A 15,008-nucleotide genomic window follows, 5' to 3' on the forward strand; every position below is an offset into this window, starting at 1 on the left:
CTAATATCCTTTTATTAAATACCACTTAAAGAGTGGTATTTTTTATTAAAAATAATAAGTTAGAAACTTATAAAAACATCTATTGATGAGTTCGATTTTTATTCAATATTATTCTAATTTTATTTATACATAATTTAAAAACTGTAGATAAATATAAAAAACGAAAAGTTTAATAATAAATTTGGCGTAAACGTTTTCAGATGAATATTTATATATTGAATACAATCAAATGCTCAAAAATTTAATTTTACATATGGAGTATCACAAATGGATAATCGAAAAATTAATTCTTATGGAATTGTCGGATCTATTTATGCCAATTATATTATTCAAAGTATTGCATTGATTGTGATTATGCAATTTTCTCAAGATCTTACAAAGCAGCTTAATACTGATTTGCTTGGTCTTGGTTATGTTGCTTCAGGTATAGGTATTGGCAAGATTTTTTTAATGTTTGCAGGTGGAATACTATCGGATAAATTTGGAAGAAAACTCTTTATCTATCTGGGCATGGCTTGCTATGCGATCTTCTTTATTGGCATGACTTTCTGTACCAATATTCATATCGCTTTTTGTCTTGCAATTGCCGTGGGGGCAGGCAATTCTTTTTTAGATACCGGTTCAATGCCTGCTTTGACCGAGTGTTTTCCTCGTTCAGCGGGTTCTGCAAGTGTCCTCATTAAAGCATTTATTTCTATTGGAACGCTAATTCTTCCATTTATTGTTACCTTTTTTAATACAAACGAAATATGGTATGGTTGGGCGTTTCTTGGCTTTACGGCTTATTTAGTTATTAATGGTTTAATTCTATTTCCTCAAAATTTTCCTAACAAAGATACCGCAATAAAAGGCAATGGTGGTACTGAAGATTATTTCAAAGCTAAACCAAAGTTTGAATTTGAAGGCATTTTATTGATCCTTATGGGATTCACCACCACAGCAACATTTGTCATAATTTTACAGTGGTTACCAACCATTGCGATTAATGGGGTTAATATGAGCGATCTTGAAGCTAAACAATTGATTAGCTACTATAGTACCGCATCAATTATCTCAGTCTTTGTAACGGCATTTATCGTTAAACATCTATTAAAACCTATATTTTGTATCATTATCTTACCTTTACTGTCAGCAATAGTATTAATGTTATTTTACTGTAATATTTCACCTATGATGTGTGTTATCGCTGCAATTGGTATGGGTTTTACGGCAGCCGGTGGCGTGCTTCAATTAACTCTAGTTGTTATGCAGCAATTGTTCCCAACACGCAAAGGTATAGCGGTCGGCTGTATGTATACTTTTAGTGGGTTATCCTTTATCGTTATTCCGCTTATCGTGCCAAAATTGGCTATGTATGATGTAAGTTATGCTATTTTGATCGACTTCTTTATCGCCCTAGCAAGTGTCATACTTGGCTCTATTGTCCTTTATCGATTTAAACAAGTAATTGATATGACAAAAATATAAAACAAAATATTAATAAATTTTTTTAAAAAATAATTACTAATAATCAAAAAATGAATGTTTATAGGAAATAATAGGTGTCTAAATAAATATTTAGGCACCTAAATTTGTTTATATATGAACTATTTTGTGCACGGAATGGGAGCCATCATTCTTGGGCTAAATATTGATTATTTAGCTGCACAATTTAACCCAGAGCTTACCTATTTATTTAATATTGCAAAAGATTCATTAACGCAGAACAAATTGGATTAGTCTGTGAAGCTAAACAAAATGTTTATAATGTCATGATGGGGCTAGGTGTTGGCCGATTATTAGTATTATTTATCATGGGGACTCTCTCAGGTAAATTTGGACGTAAACCATTTATCGTTTTAGGTGGTCTATTTTATATAGGATTCTTACTTGGTATTTTAGTTAGTCCAAATGTACAAATTGCTTTTATGTTTGCAATTTTAGGTGGCATAGCCAACTCAACATGAGATGTGGGTACTTATCCTGCTTTGATGGAAGCATTTGCAAAATCACCGGGTTCGGCGTCAATTTTAATTAAAGCAGCCATTGCCTCAGGTCGTCAATCTGTACTACCAATTATTATGGACATTATCATAGCTAACTAAGGTTATTATGGTTGATCATTTATACTGTGTTGTATTATTTTAGGATTGAATGCATTAATTGTATTAAAAATGCTATTTCCAAATTATAAAATTACTCCAGAGGAAAAAGAGAAAGACCTACAAACGCTTGAAAACCAAACGCCGATATTAAAACAAAAAGCTAATTTTTATATTGAAGGTTTATGCTTTATTGTTATTGGTTTTACATCGACAGCAACATTTTATTTAGTCTCATCTTGTTTAAAAGATTTTTCACAAACGGTTGCTGGTATGGATTCATCTGGGGCAGTTCAGGCATTTTCATCATACGGCATTGGTACATTAGCCAGTGTATTTTTAACCTCAATTTTAGTAAAAAGTCTGGTAAGGCCTGTTTATATTGTTATTCTATACCCATTACTTTCAACCTTAATGTTAATTATTCTATATAGCTATCCAACACCAATGATGTGTATTATTGCTGGTTTCGTGCTTGGTTTCACTGCAGCAGGTGGTGTATTGCAGTTAGCATTAACCACAATGGCCGAATTTTTTCCATCGGGTAAAGGAAAAGTATTGGGGATTTTCTTTACATCATCGAGTGTTGCAACAGCCATGATACCATTTTTCATTGGTTGGATATCAACAAATTTAGGTTTGCGTTATGTTATGCTTAGCGATGCAATTATTGCTGGTTTAGGGACATTATTAGCGGTAGTTGTATTAATCCGTTACCGAAAAATATTTAATATTTCTAAAAGAGCAGATAAAGATAATTATTCATTTAACAAAATACTCTGATATTAAGAGCATGCCGTTATTGGTATGCTCTTTTTTTTATATTTACTAAATAAACCACATTTGAAAAATCAATTATTTCAAATTGATAATTTAAGTTTTTTATTTTTATATTAGTAAAAATCCCTTTCTGAATTATTTTTTAAAAACTGCTTGCGATCAAAATAAAAATACATAAAATTACACAAATAATGAATAAATATTCAATGATGAAAGGTTGTGAAGATGAAAGAGCGTACAACAGAGTTAGTTGAAGGTTTAAGACATTCAGTGCCTTATATAAATGCCCATCATGGTAAAACATTTGTGATTTTACTTACTGGAGCGGTTCTAAAAAGCGATAACTATTCAAGTATCATCAGTGATATTGGATTGCTTTATAGTCTAGGAATTAAACTCGTTATTGTTAATGGTGCACGTAATCAAATTGATGCGTCGTTAAAAAATCATAACATTACGCCTAAATATCATAAAAATACCCGTATCACTGATGCCGCCACATTGGATGTCATCAAGCAAGTTACTGGCCTATTGCAGCTCAACATTACCGCAAGTTTATCAATGAGTTTAAATAATACACCATTACAAGGCGCTCATATTAGTGTCGTTAGCGGTAACTTTGTCATTGCTCAACCATTGGGGGTTGATGACGGAGTTGATTATTGTCATACAGGTAAAATTCGTCGCATAAATAACGAAGCCATCGAAGAACAATTAGAGCGTGGCTCTATTGTATTACTCGGTCCTGTAGGCGTTTCGGTAACAGGCGAAAGTTTTAATTTAGCATCTGAAGATGTCGCTGCTGAAGTCGCTATTCGCTTAAAGGCCGATAAACTAATCAGTTTTTGCGCAGAACAAGGTGTTCTCGATGAAAATGGTCGAGTTATTACCGATCTTTATCCTATAGATGCGGATAATTATGTAAATAATAAAGAGCAACAAGGTAAGCATTTATCAAGTGAAGCACGTTTTTTACGGGTAGCCTCTAAAGCATGCCGTTGTGGAGTTAGGCGAAGCCATTTAGTCAGTTATTTAGTTGATGGCTCTATTTTACAAGAACTCTTTTCCCGTGATGGTATTGGAACACAAGTTTCAATGGAACATTCAGAACAGATTCGCTCTGCAACCATTAATGATATTGGTGGCATATTAGAACTCATCCGACCATTAGAAGAACAAGGCGTATTAGTTAAGCGTTCACGTGAACAATTAGAGATGGAAATTGATAAATTCACCATTATTGAACGTGATAATATGACGATTGGTTGTGCTGCTCTTTACCCTTATCTAGAAGAAAAAATGGGTGAAATGGCTTGTGTCGTAATCCATCCTGATTATCGTAATTCATCTCGTGGTGATTTATTGATTGAAAAGATCATGGAAAGTGCAAATAACTTAGGGTTAAAAAAAATATTTGTATTAACTACCCGTAGTATTCACTGGTTTAGAGAAAAGGGCTTTAATCCAGCAGAAGTGGATGATTTACCAATTAAAAAGAAACAACTCTATAATTATCAAAGAAATTCAAAAATATTAATGTTTAATATTGAATGAAATGATCATTAAAAAGTCTGCTTATTCGGCAGACTTTTAACCAATCATGAATACTTAACTTAATCAAAGCGAAAGCGCTTTTAGTGCTAGTTAAACAATTTCACTACAAATTCGGTAATCAATGACAAACTGGTAAAGTCAGGATCGGCAAATGTAACGCCTTCCACACCTAGAAATGCAAAAAGAGGTAACGCTAGAGCAGGTAATATACATAATAATAACCCATTGATAAAAGCAGCAATTATTGCACCTCGTGCTCCGCCAGTTGAATTACCAAAAATAGCCGCGGTTCCACCTGTGATAAAGCTTGCCATAATTCCTGGAATAATAATGGGTAAACCAACAAAAGGAAAAACAACAACGCAGGCTATTTCAGTAAAGAAACTCACAATGAAACCAACCAATACACAATTGGGTGCTTTATCAAATAACACCATAGGGTCGACAGCGGGTACACAACCAGGTGCGACAACTTGAGCAAATCCTTTAAAAGCTGGAATAATTTCTTCAGTAAAAATGGCTACCCCTTTTTTAGCAATATATAAACCGCCTGCAAAAATAGCTGATTGTTCCAGTGCAAAAATAATGAACGTGTTATTTTTAAGAATATCTTTTAAATAATCAGCAGAAGAAAACGCGCCAGATAAACATAGTAAGACAAACATGGTAATAAAAGTCGCCACATCAGACTGTCTTAAAAAGCTAAAACGATCGTTTATTTTGATATTTTCAATATCATTTTTTTTATTTCCTAACAATGAACCTAAATAAGAACCTATCAAATATGAGATAGTCCCTGCATGAGCAATACAATAATCATTATTGCCTATTATTTTACGGCTGAATTTAGAGAGTAAAGTTGGAAATATCGCCATATAAAGCCCAATAATAATTGCGCCAGTAGCAACAATTATATAGCCATTATAGCCCATACCCTGTAATACGGCAGTGAACGAAAATGCCATAAATAGCACTAAATGCAATGATAAATAAATCGATTTAAAGCGAGTAAATCTTGCTAATAGCAGATTAATGATCATCGCAAAAAAGAGGATAAAAGCAGCGCTTGTGCCAAGTGATTCCATTGTCAATGCGGTAATGGCTTCATTACTTGGTACTACGCCATGCATTCCAAACGCGTGAGTAAACATGTTACTAAACATAATTAACACACCACCCAAAATTTTTCCGCCAGTCTTAATTAACACAAATCCAATAAATGAAAGTAGCGTTCCAGTAATAATTTTAGAAATTTTTGCTCTCTGTAATATCAGACCGATAAAAGCTACTAATGCAATAATGATAGCTGGTTGACCAAATATATTTAGAAAAAGCCCCATGTTTCCACTCCAAAACCTAATAATAAAATAATAAATCATTATAAATGAAATGCTATTTCATTTTGTGTTTTGGATCACAAATTAGCAAATGTAATAAAAAAATAATTAATTATAAGCAAATATTTATCTTAATTAAGGATGATTAATTGACCTTTTTTAGATAACACTTAATTGAGTTTATTCATGTTTATCTGTAAAAATAATTCAGGAGTCTATACCGTTTCATTAAGTTTTGAATATGAGAAAAGGATTATAAGATAAAAAGAAGTTGATAAAGATGTTATCACCATACTTTTTAAATCAAAGTTATTTCTGGCAGTGACCATTATCCCTACAGTTGTCAGCAACTATTTTATTGATTGTCTTTTTTAGATAACTCTTACTTGAGTTTATTAATGTTAATCTGTAAAAATAATTCAGGAGTCTATACCATTTCATTAAGTTTTGAATATAAGAAAAGGATTTTAAGATAAAAAAGTTGATAAAGATGTCATCACTATACTTTTTAAATCAAAGTTATTTCTGGCAGTGACATTATATTTCACTGTTGTCAGCAACTATTTTATTGATTGTCTTTTTTAGATAACTCTTACTTGAGTTTATTAACGTTTATCTGTAAAAATAATTCAGGAGTCTATACCATTTCATTAAGTTTTGAATATGAGAAAAGGATTATAAGATAAAAAAGTTGATAAAGATGTCATCACTATACTTTTTAAATCAAAGTTATTTTAGGCAGTGACATTATTCTTCATTGTTGTCACAAATATCCCAATTGATTGTTTTTTAGATAACACTTACTTGAGTTTATTAATGTTAATCTGTAAAAATAATTCAGGAATCTATACCGTTTCATTAAGTTTTGAATATAAGAAAAGGATTATAAGATAAAAAGAAGTTGATAAAGATGTCATCACTATACTTTTTAATTCAAAGTTATTTCTGGCAGTGACATTATCCCCACAGTTGTCAGCAAATATCCCAATTGATTGTTTTTTAGATAACACTTACTTGAGTTTATTCATGTTTATCTGTAAAAATAATTCAGGAGTCTATACCATTTCATTAAGTTTTGAATATAAGAAAAGGATTTTAAGATAAAAAGAAGTTGATAAAGATGTCATCACTATACTTTTTGAATCAAAGCTATTTCAGGCAGTGACATTATCCCCACAGTTGCCAGCAACTATTTTATTGATTGTCTTTTTTAGATAACTCTTACTTGAGTTTATTCATGTTTATCTGTAAAAATAATTCAGGAGTCTATACCGTTTCATTGAGTTTTGAATATAAGAAAAGGATTTTAAGATAAAAAGAAGTTGATAAAGATGCCATCACCATACTTTTTAAATTAAAGTTATTTCAGTCAGTGACATTATCCCCACAGTTGCCAGCAATTATTTTATTGATTGTCTTTTTTAGATAACTCTTAATTGAGTTTATTAATGTTTATCTGTAAAAATAATTCAGGAGTCTATGCCGTTTCATTAAGTTTTGAATATGAGAAATGAGCGTTATCTGTTTTGATTGTCGATTTGATATTTTATATCAAAACAGATAACGCCCTCTGTTGTTAGCTTTTTATCCAGTTCAATCTAAACTAATACATTAAATTATTATTACTTAGTTATTTTACTGCCTTTTTCTTTAATAATATCAGATCCTTTTTCTACCTTAATTGTCGTTTTACTGAACTCTACGGAGGCATTACGAATTTTAAAACCAAGTTCAGATTCAATATTAATGTTAGAAAATTTGATATTATCAAATGGTTTTTCAGGGGTTCCAATGATAAAACCTGCATAATTGGTTTTACCTTTAACTGTAAGATTATTAAAGCTTATGTTATTAAAGTAAGGTGTTTCGTTTTCTTTATACTCTTTCGGTTGTTCATTATCAGCAGGATAGATTTGGTCGCCTAGCATAAATCCACCTGCAAATTCGCCTTCTTGCAATGCTTTAATTCTCGCATCTTTAGTTGTTGGTCCTCCTTTATAATAAGCTGACAGTACAATTGGTGTTTTTACATTTATCATTGTGTTGTTGTTATATTGAATATCTTTGACTTCTCCACCTTTACCTCGAGGAGATTTTATTCGAATGCCATACATTGCATCGGTGAAAGTATTATTTTCAGCAAGCAGATTACTCACGCCACCATTTGTTTCTGAGCCAATAGATAACCCACGCCCAAGCATAAAGTTATTATCAGCAATATAAAAATCATGGCTAAGGTTGTTTACGGTCGCTTTGATTGCAACGTGATCATCGCCAACACTAATATTATTTTTGGTAATGCTGACTCTTCTACTATTCATTGGATCAATTGCATCAGTATTTTGCCACCAAGCAGGAGCGGATATGGTTGTTTTGTTAATCGTAATATCTTCCACATTTTTAAAAACGATATGAAAACTTGGTGAATTCTGTATAGTGACGCCTTCAATTAAGATATTATTCGCGTCTTTAAATAAAAGTAAACGTGGTCGATTTGTTGGTCCTTTTTTTCCTGCCTTACGAGTCTCTGCGCGATATTTTTCTAAAAGTGTTGAACCCTGTCCATCAATAATACCTTCACCAGTGATAGCAATATTCTTTTCTTCTGCAATATTAATAAAGCCAATCCATTGTTCAGCCAATGGCAATGATTTAGCCGAGCTTGACCATTTTTGTTGTTTTTCTGTGGGATGATAAGCACTTTCTTCAGCAGAAGCTTGTAAAACAGCACCTTTTTCTAAATGAAATTCAATGTTACTTTTTAAAAAAAGGGGTTCTGATAAATAATAACCCTCAGGGACAATAACTTTACCCCCGCCTTTTTGAACACAATCATCGATAGCCGCTTGAAATGCTTTTGTGTCATACCAAATACCTGTTGCTTCAGCACCATAGTCTCTAACATTACATTGTTTATTAGGAATATTTAATTTTTCTAAAGTAACCGGGGAAAATGAAGGCGATGCAAAAACACCAAAGCTAGCTGTGAGGGAGAATAGACCAATAGATAATCCATTTTTTATAGTTAACCGATACATAATTTTTCCTTAATCAAAAGTAAAAAAAACAAAATAGTGAATATACAAATGATTATCTAGGTTAACTGTAAAAGAATCTGTTAATAGAATCACAAAACAGAAAAATAGTTTATAAAAATTGAAATGAAGTTTTATTTTTGGTATGTATTAATTATCTATTTGTTTATCTAATGGCTTAATTAGCTAATTGATTGGCCATTTCATCGCTAATGACTAATATATCAATATAATTTGCATTTAATGCCGCAATCAAACTATTGAGTTTTTCCGCATCACCACTCGCACATATTTTTAAAGGAATTTTTTTGAGATTTTCTAAGGTAACACCGATGATTTGATCATGAAAAGGGGTTTGTAATTCCTTACCGTTCTTATCGTAAAATCGCGACAAAATATCTCCGACAATTTTTTTGTTGGTAATTTTTTGAAAAAGTTCACCATAAAAACCATACCAAATGGAGTTTTTGGATATTGCAGGACAGCCTATACTAAATAAAGCAACGGTAATTTTATTCCACCAATTATTAAGTTCTTTCATATGCTGAGTTTTTTCGATTTCAGTTTTCAAATTAGCGGTATCGACGATGGCAGGGTAGTCAATTAATATCGCGTTACTTTTAAGTTTATCCGAAAGTTTATAAGCTATATTATTTACATGGTATTTTGTTTCGATCTTGCCAGATGGGCCACCAATCATTGGTACGATGGTAACGTTTTCGAATGTAGCATTATCATTTTTTAAGCTATTAACTATATAATTGATCGATCGACCCCAAGACACACCAATTACATCATTCTCGGTAATATTTTTGAGTAGAACATTTGAAGCGACATTACAAACAATCTGATTTTTACTTTCATTGTCTATATCAAGATTGACTGGTACGACAATAACTTGTTTTAAATGATATTTCTTACGAATTTTTTCTTCTAACGCGATATCGGGTAACAAATTATAATTAATCGAAATCGAAACAATACCGAGCTCGCGTATTGTTTTTAACATGCGACTAATGCTTGAACGATGTATATTCACAATTTTTGCTATTTCTGATTGTGTTTTATTTTCTTCATAATACAACTGAGCAATCTTAATTAACATCTTGTGTTGTTCAAACTCGTCGTTGCGAAAATTTTGATTAATCATAGTAGCGTTATCTTATTATTTTTAGTTATTAAAAAACTCCGTGTTTTTATTCACATCAAGAAGTCATTTTTGTATGACAACTTGAAGTGAATAGAGTATACCAAAAAATCAAGAATCGACATCAGGAAAATAGTTTAAAACATAATCTTCGGCCTCTTTTGACCAAATGCCATGATTTTTAGACAATATTTTATGTAAAGCAATATCATCCGCATCTTCATTTAATGATTCCAAATTTTTAAGATCAAACTTTTTATGAGTATAAACCAATTTTTTTCCTCCTTTAATCTGGTCTTGAATTTGAGTGATGTTACTCGCATGATCAATACCCATAATATGCGATACGATTTTTGCCACATCGACTGCTCCCGATTCAATAAGTTTAACCGCTTCGCGCATGTCATTAGTATTACCGCCTGAAGTGCCAACGATATGGGTAAAGTTATAATGAACATCGTAGAAATTAATTTCAGCAGAAAAGTTTTTGTCTTGTGGACCGGCAAAAAAGTTAAGGCAACCGTCAATTGCCAATAATTGAGAGGCAAGTTGAATCAACTCTTGCGAAGGTAAGAAAACAAAAACATCATCGAAACTGCCTGTTGTTGATTTATTTTTTAATAGGGTAACTTGATCATCGGTCTTTGAGATATCCACAAATTCTAATTCAATACCATTGCGGGATTGGTAAAGGGTTTTTAAGTGTTCTATTTTTTCTTTACTGCGACCGGTTACGACTATCTTTTTAGGTGCAATAGGACCACCTAATGCATAATCTATTGCCAGCATTCCCATCGGACCGGTACCACCTAAAATAATCAAATTACCATTAGGTTTTATACCCATAATATGTTCATAACTATTGGGTTTTAAGTGAAAATTAGCATTAAACGCGCCGATAATACATGATAAAGGTTCAATTAATGCACCTTCGAAATAAGTTTGTCCATCATAAGGAATCAAACAGTCTTGTTTTAATACATCATGGTTGATTATCATGTACGTTGCACAACCACCAGTATAAGGATAGGAGTATCCTACGCAATATGGACTATCCGTCAGTTGCAAATTGGCTTGAACAACATATTTTTGTCCGGGCTTAAATTTATGTTGCCAATTTTTTCCAACCTGTATAATTTCACCACAACATTCATGGCCAATAATGATTGGATTATTTTTTAAATCAGGTGGTGTCTTTTTATGATTTTCACCTTGATTGACTAGTTTTAATGAAGACATACACATACTATCAACAATGACTGTCACTAGAATTTCATCATCAGTAATTTTGGGAAGTTCAAATGACTCCAATCGCAAATCATTTTTTCCATATAGTCTAACTGCATGAGTTTTCATATATTCCTCTTATTTTTAAAATTGATTAAATTTGCTCAGTAAAAAAGGTTCAAAGTAACTGTATTACTGGTTAAAAATTAGTGTTATCCGATCACTTTGTAATGACTTTGAACCTGTTAATTAATTTTGGGCGGTGAAGTTTTTGTTTTGAATCTATCGTTTTAACCAAGAATACCTAAACCATAGCCAATAATGCCTACCGCAAATAATGCAAAGATTAAAGTTATTGGACTAACTTTTTTTCTTAATAATTTCATCATTAACAGTGTTAATGCTAAAGGGAGTAATCCTGGCACCAGATCGTTAAGGATGCCTTGTACTGTCATAGTGACCTCTTCACCATTCATGCCCGTAGTTTGTGACACAATAAGTGGGACATTAATCGAGGTCCATTTGGTGACCAATACGCCCATTATGAATAACCCTAAAATAGACGCACCTTCAGTTAATTTTGGAAGAATATTACCGGATAGATCTTTAACGATTCCGATTCCTTTCGATAACCCATAAGTTAAGCCATACCATTTCATCGCAATTCGAATTAAGTTAAAGAGGATAAAAAATAGTAATGGACCAGCGATATTTCCAGTAAGCGCTAATGATGCACCAAGAGCTGCGGTAATTGGACGTAATGTGCCCCAAACTAATGGATCACCCACTCCCGCTAAAGGTCCCATAAGACCAACTTTTAAACTATTAATCGTGCCATCAGAAATATCCGCGCCATTTGCTCTGGCCTCTTCCATTGCCATGGTGACGCCCAAAACAGGCCCACACATTGCAGGTGTTGTATTGAAAAAGGTTAGATGTCTTTTTAATGCTTCTCGTTGTTCTTCTTTTGTTTTGTATACCCGTTTAATTGTCGGAATCATATCGACACAAAAAGCTAAGGCATGAATTCGTTCATAATTGAAAGATGCTTGTTGAAAATTAGATCGAATAAATGTACTGACAATATCTTTCTTTTGTATAGTATTTAATACTTCTTTCATAATAAAACCCTTTACTTATTAATCATCTAATTCATCATCAGCAATGATTGAATGGTTATTGGTCACGACATTAATGTTTGTTTCATGATTTTTAGTCGTATTAAATTTAGAATTTAATTGAACATAAATAATGGCAAAAATGACGCCTAAAATGCCAAATGACAGTAAACTAAAATTCAAATACCCACCAAGAACAAACCCTAAATAGAAGAAAGGGGCCAGATATTTAACCATCATCATGTTCAAAACCATGGCATAGCCAACCACAACAATAAAACCACCGGCTACAGCAAGACCTCCCGTCACAATATCTGGTAATAGATTTAATAAGCTCTTGACAGTGTTTGCATCAACATAAATGGCAACTAAAGTTGCAGGTATTGCTACTCGCAATGCTTGTACAAACAGCGCACTAAAATGCAAAAGCTCTATTTTTTTGAATTGAACTTTTTCAGCGGCGTTATCCGCTTCATGTTGAAAGGCAACCGTGATGGTTCTTGCAAATACCGTTAAAACTTGTCCAGCGGCAGCAACGGGTAGGGCGATTGCAATTCCGGTTTGAATATCTTGTTTACCAACGACAACTAAAATTGCTGATATAACACTAGCGAGTGCTGAATCGGGTGACTGAGCGGCACCTATATTCATCCAACCTAATGCTATCAATTCAAGCGTACCGCCCAAAATAATACCTGTTTTTATATCGCCTAAGATTAAACCTATCACGGTACAAGCAATTAATGGCCGATGGGTTTGAAACTCATCAAGTACACTTCCCATTCCTGCGATACAAGAAAAAATAAAAATTAATACAATTTGAAATAATGAAATTTCCATTTTCTACCTCCTTATTTATTACTAATGATGGTTGTTAATATGGAAATTCTTGGTCAAGCAATTTGATAAAATCGACGGTAGGATCGGTAATCACCACTTTTAAGCACAGATCAACCCCCATCTGATGCATTTTTCTAAATGCTGATACATCGTTTTCATCGAGTGAAACAGCTTTAGTAATCTGCTTTTTGCCTGTTTTGAAAGACATACCGCCAATATTGATACTTTTAATTGGTACACCTTCTTCAATCAGTCGCATGACATCTGTTGGGTTGGTAAAAAGATAAAACACCGTATCATTTTCATATTTAGGGTTTTTATAAACAGCCGCCGCTTTAGCAATACTCACTACAGAAACTTTAATTCCAGGAGGCGCTGCTTGTTTAACTAAAGTGGAACGAATTTCGTCATTAGCCACTTCATCACTAACAACAATTATTCTTTCTGCTTTGGCCTCTTTGGTCCAAACAGTCGTGACTTGACCATGTATTAAACGGTCATCAATACGGACTAAATTTATAATCATTTAAAATTCCTCATGTTTAGCGATGTTTTTGGATAATTGACTGAAAGATTTGATGAAATCTGCTTTCATGTCGTTAAGTTGTTCAAAAGTTTCTTCTAAGCGGATTGAGGCGTAATCAATATGTAATAACGCTAAACAAAGTGGTAAGGATAGGCCACTGATGACTTCAATATTGTCATTTTGCATTGCCAACATTGCCGCTGCGTTATAGGGGCTACCGGAAAAGATATCAGTAATAATAATGAATGGTTGCTCAGTTGATTGACTAATAATTTTTAGGTATTTATCTTTTAAACTCTCAATACCTTCACCTAATTGAAAAGTAATAGCATGTAGGTTTGCATATTCTCCAGCTATCATTTCAATACTCTTTTTCATTTCAATAGCAATGTTTCCATGGCCAGCTAATATAAAGTTCATATCACACCTCTTTCACAAATTCTCTTGTTGCTTCACAAATGTTTAGGTGAATTTATATTCACAAATAATCAAAGTAAATCACAAATGTGAAGAAATGTGATTTAGATTTGATTTTCTTGCAAAATAAAAGAAATTTCTTTTATGGTGATATAAAAAAGTAGTAATTTGTAAGGTTAAACTTTATAAATTTGAGGGGGAAAATTGAATTATGATTATTCTTTAATAAAAGAAGGTGTTGCGTTTTGTAGAATCTGTAAAGTAAAAGATTTTTTAAGATAGAATCCTCTTGGACGTGTTAGGATAATTTGTCCATTTTCACCAATCGCTTCAGTTAATGCTTTTCCATTTGCTGCTTTAGGTCTGATTTGTAGATAAGTACCATAGCGAGCGGTAATCTTTTCCACTTGACCCAGTGCTATCATATCCATCAATTCTTGCCAATCTTGCTTAAGCTGTTGCTCTTGTTCGTGCGTTGGTGTCCATAAAATAGGATGCCCCACTTTTCTATCTGCAAGAGGAATGGTTCTTTCTCCTTCAATTGGGATCCAAAGTACTTTACTGAGTTTATATTTGACATGACTCGTTTCCCAAATCACACCATGATTCGCCATTAATGGCGTAACACTAACAAAGGTCGTTTCTAATGGTTTACCTTGTTTGTTGATTGGAATTGTTTTTAGTTCAATGCCTAAATTAGCAAAATCGCGTTCCGCTTTACTTCCAGCATTCGCACCTAAAAAGGTCTCAATAAGATTACCCGCCCAGCCTTTTTGCTTATTAAGATTATTCGGTACCGGCATATTGAGATAATGGGCTATTTCACCAAACGTATAACCCGCAACTAATTGGGCACGGTTTAATAATTGTTGTTCATTGGTTGGAAAATAAATTGTTGTCATGTCAAAACTTTATCAATTGCAAAATAAACCCACAGTTAATTAGA

15 protein-coding genes are annotated in these 15,008 nt (G+C 32.9%); 6 read left to right on the forward strand and 9 right to left on the reverse strand.

Annotated elements, in window-relative coordinates; all coding sequences use genetic code 11:
* The first annotated feature begins 267 nt into the window (after positions 1–267).
* From H3S88_RS08870 to argA, 6 genes are all read left to right on the forward strand, one after another.
* The gene (locus tag H3S88_RS08870; RefSeq protein ID WP_198228611.1) at positions 268–1,467 is read left to right on the forward strand and encodes an MFS transporter; all 1,200 of its coding nucleotides are present in this window, start codon (positions 268–270) and stop codon (positions 1,465–1,467) included.
* A gap of 114 nt (positions 1,468–1,581) precedes the next feature.
* Positions 1,582–1,719 (forward strand): MFS transporter, encoded by a 138-nt coding sequence (locus tag H3S88_RS08875; protein ID WP_143422853.1) that lies wholly within the window; start codon positions 1,582–1,584, stop codon positions 1,717–1,719.
* 32 nt (positions 1,720–1,751) lie between these two features.
* Entirely contained in the window at positions 1,752–1,946 is a 195-nt protein-coding gene (locus H3S88_RS08880) for an MFS transporter (protein ID WP_144093223.1), read from the forward strand.
* Positions 1,947–1,949: 3 nt separating this feature from the next.
* Complete coding sequence (locus H3S88_RS13365) at positions 1,950–2,084, forward strand: MFS transporter (protein ID WP_143422855.1); 135 nt, start codon at positions 1,950–1,952, stop codon at positions 2,082–2,084.
* A gap of 69 nt (positions 2,085–2,153) precedes the next feature.
* Complete coding sequence (locus H3S88_RS08885) at positions 2,154–2,864, forward strand: MFS transporter (protein WP_198228612.1); 711 nt, start codon at positions 2,154–2,156, stop codon at positions 2,862–2,864.
* Between the two features lie 222 nt (positions 2,865–3,086).
* The gene (argA, locus tag H3S88_RS08890; protein ID WP_198228613.1) at positions 3,087–4,415 is read left to right on the forward strand and encodes an amino-acid N-acetyltransferase; all 1,329 of its coding nucleotides are present in this window, start codon (positions 3,087–3,089) and stop codon (positions 4,413–4,415) included.
* Between the two features lie 86 nt (positions 4,416–4,501).
* Here the strand turns inward: argA and H3S88_RS08895 are convergent, their stop codons facing one another.
* The 9 genes from H3S88_RS08895 to mutH form a co-directional block, all read right to left on the reverse strand.
* Positions 4,502–5,755 carry a PTS ascorbate transporter subunit IIC gene (locus H3S88_RS08895; RefSeq protein WP_198228614.1) on the reverse strand — a complete coding sequence of 418 codons (1,254 nt, stop codon included), beginning with the start codon at positions 5,753–5,755 and terminating at the stop codon, positions 4,502–4,504.
* A gap of 1,619 nt (positions 5,756–7,374) precedes the next feature.
* Entirely contained in the window at positions 7,375–8,790 is a 1,416-nt protein-coding gene (locus H3S88_RS08900) for a glycoside hydrolase family 28 protein (protein WP_198228615.1), read from the reverse strand.
* Between the two features lie 175 nt (positions 8,791–8,965).
* Positions 8,966–9,937 carry a sugar-binding transcriptional regulator gene (locus H3S88_RS08905; RefSeq protein WP_065738373.1) on the reverse strand — a complete coding sequence of 324 codons (972 nt, stop codon included), beginning with the start codon at positions 9,935–9,937 and terminating at the stop codon, positions 8,966–8,968.
* A 108-nt stretch (positions 9,938–10,045) separates the two neighbouring features.
* A complete protein-coding gene (locus H3S88_RS08910; RefSeq protein WP_198228616.1) occupies positions 10,046–11,290 on the reverse strand; it encodes a zinc-binding dehydrogenase in 1,245 nt (414 codons plus the stop codon).
* Between the two features lie 161 nt (positions 11,291–11,451).
* Complete coding sequence (locus H3S88_RS08915) at positions 11,452–12,282, reverse strand: mannose/fructose/sorbose PTS transporter subunit IID (protein ID WP_198228617.1); 831 nt, start codon at positions 12,280–12,282, stop codon at positions 11,452–11,454.
* Positions 12,283–12,300: 18 nt separating this feature from the next.
* Complete coding sequence (locus H3S88_RS08920; RefSeq protein WP_039129363.1) at positions 12,301–13,119, reverse strand: PTS mannose/fructose/sorbose transporter subunit IIC; 819 nt, start codon at positions 13,117–13,119, stop codon at positions 12,301–12,303.
* A 34-nt stretch (positions 13,120–13,153) separates the two neighbouring features.
* A complete protein-coding gene (locus tag H3S88_RS08925; protein WP_065738377.1) occupies positions 13,154–13,645 on the reverse strand; it encodes a mannose/fructose/sorbose PTS transporter subunit IIB in 492 nt (163 codons plus the stop codon).
* Positions 13,646–14,065: a PTS sugar transporter subunit IIA gene (locus H3S88_RS08930; protein ID WP_198228618.1), complete on the reverse strand. Its 420-nt coding sequence runs from the start codon at positions 14,063–14,065 to the stop codon at positions 13,646–13,648. It abuts the gene before it with no gap.
* Between the two features lie 212 nt (positions 14,066–14,277).
* Entirely contained in the window at positions 14,278–14,964 is a 687-nt protein-coding gene (mutH, locus tag H3S88_RS08935) for a DNA mismatch repair endonuclease MutH (RefSeq protein WP_086326704.1), read from the reverse strand.
* Positions 14,965–15,008: the final 44 nt, after the last annotated feature.

The sequence above is a fragment of the Gilliamella sp. B14448G11 genome, from assembly GCF_016101765.1.
In the GTDB taxonomy this organism is placed as follows: domain Bacteria; phylum Pseudomonadota; class Gammaproteobacteria; order Enterobacterales; family Orbaceae; genus Gilliamella; species Gilliamella apicola_N.

What these genes read in the sequence shown, in the direction of transcription:
- H3S88_RS08870 (WP_198228611.1), top strand. Translation starts at nt 268, where the DNA reads ATGGATAATCGAAAAATTAATTCTTATGGAATTGTCGGATCTATTTAT.
- H3S88_RS08875 (WP_143422853.1), top strand. Translation starts at nt 1,582, where the DNA reads ATGAACTATTTTGTGCACGGAATGGGAGCCATCATTCTTGGGCTAAAT.
- H3S88_RS08880 (WP_144093223.1), top strand. Translation starts at nt 1,752, where the DNA reads ATGATGGGGCTAGGTGTTGGCCGATTATTAGTATTATTTATCATGGGG.
- H3S88_RS08885 (WP_198228612.1), top strand. Translation starts at nt 2,154, where the DNA reads ATGCTATTTCCAAATTATAAAATTACTCCAGAGGAAAAAGAGAAAGAC.
- argA (WP_198228613.1), top strand. Translation starts at nt 3,087, where the DNA reads ATGAAAGAGCGTACAACAGAGTTAGTTGAAGGTTTAAGACATTCAGTG.
- H3S88_RS08895 (WP_198228614.1), bottom strand. Translation starts at nt 5,755, where the DNA reads ATGGGGCTTTTTCTAAATATATTTGGTCAACCAGCTATCATTATTGCA.
- H3S88_RS08900 (WP_198228615.1), bottom strand. Translation starts at nt 8,790, where the DNA reads ATGTATCGGTTAACTATAAAAAATGGATTATCTATTGGTCTATTCTCC.
- H3S88_RS08905 (WP_065738373.1), bottom strand. Translation starts at nt 9,937, where the DNA reads ATGATTAATCAAAATTTTCGCAACGACGAGTTTGAACAACACAAGATG.
- H3S88_RS08910 (WP_198228616.1), bottom strand. Translation starts at nt 11,290, where the DNA reads ATGAAAACTCATGCAGTTAGACTATATGGAAAAAATGATTTGCGATTG.
- H3S88_RS08915 (WP_198228617.1), bottom strand. Translation starts at nt 12,282, where the DNA reads ATGAAAGAAGTATTAAATACTATACAAAAGAAAGATATTGTCAGTACA.
- H3S88_RS08920 (WP_039129363.1), bottom strand. Translation starts at nt 13,119, where the DNA reads ATGGAAATTTCATTATTTCAAATTGTATTAATTTTTATTTTTTCTTGT.
- H3S88_RS08925 (WP_065738377.1), bottom strand. Translation starts at nt 13,645, where the DNA reads ATGATTATAAATTTAGTCCGTATTGATGACCGTTTAATACATGGTCAA.
- H3S88_RS08930 (WP_198228618.1), bottom strand. Translation starts at nt 14,065, where the DNA reads ATGAACTTTATATTAGCTGGCCATGGAAACATTGCTATTGAAATGAAA.
- mutH (WP_086326704.1), bottom strand. Translation starts at nt 14,964, where the DNA reads ATGACAACAATTTATTTTCCAACCAATGAACAACAATTATTAAACCGT.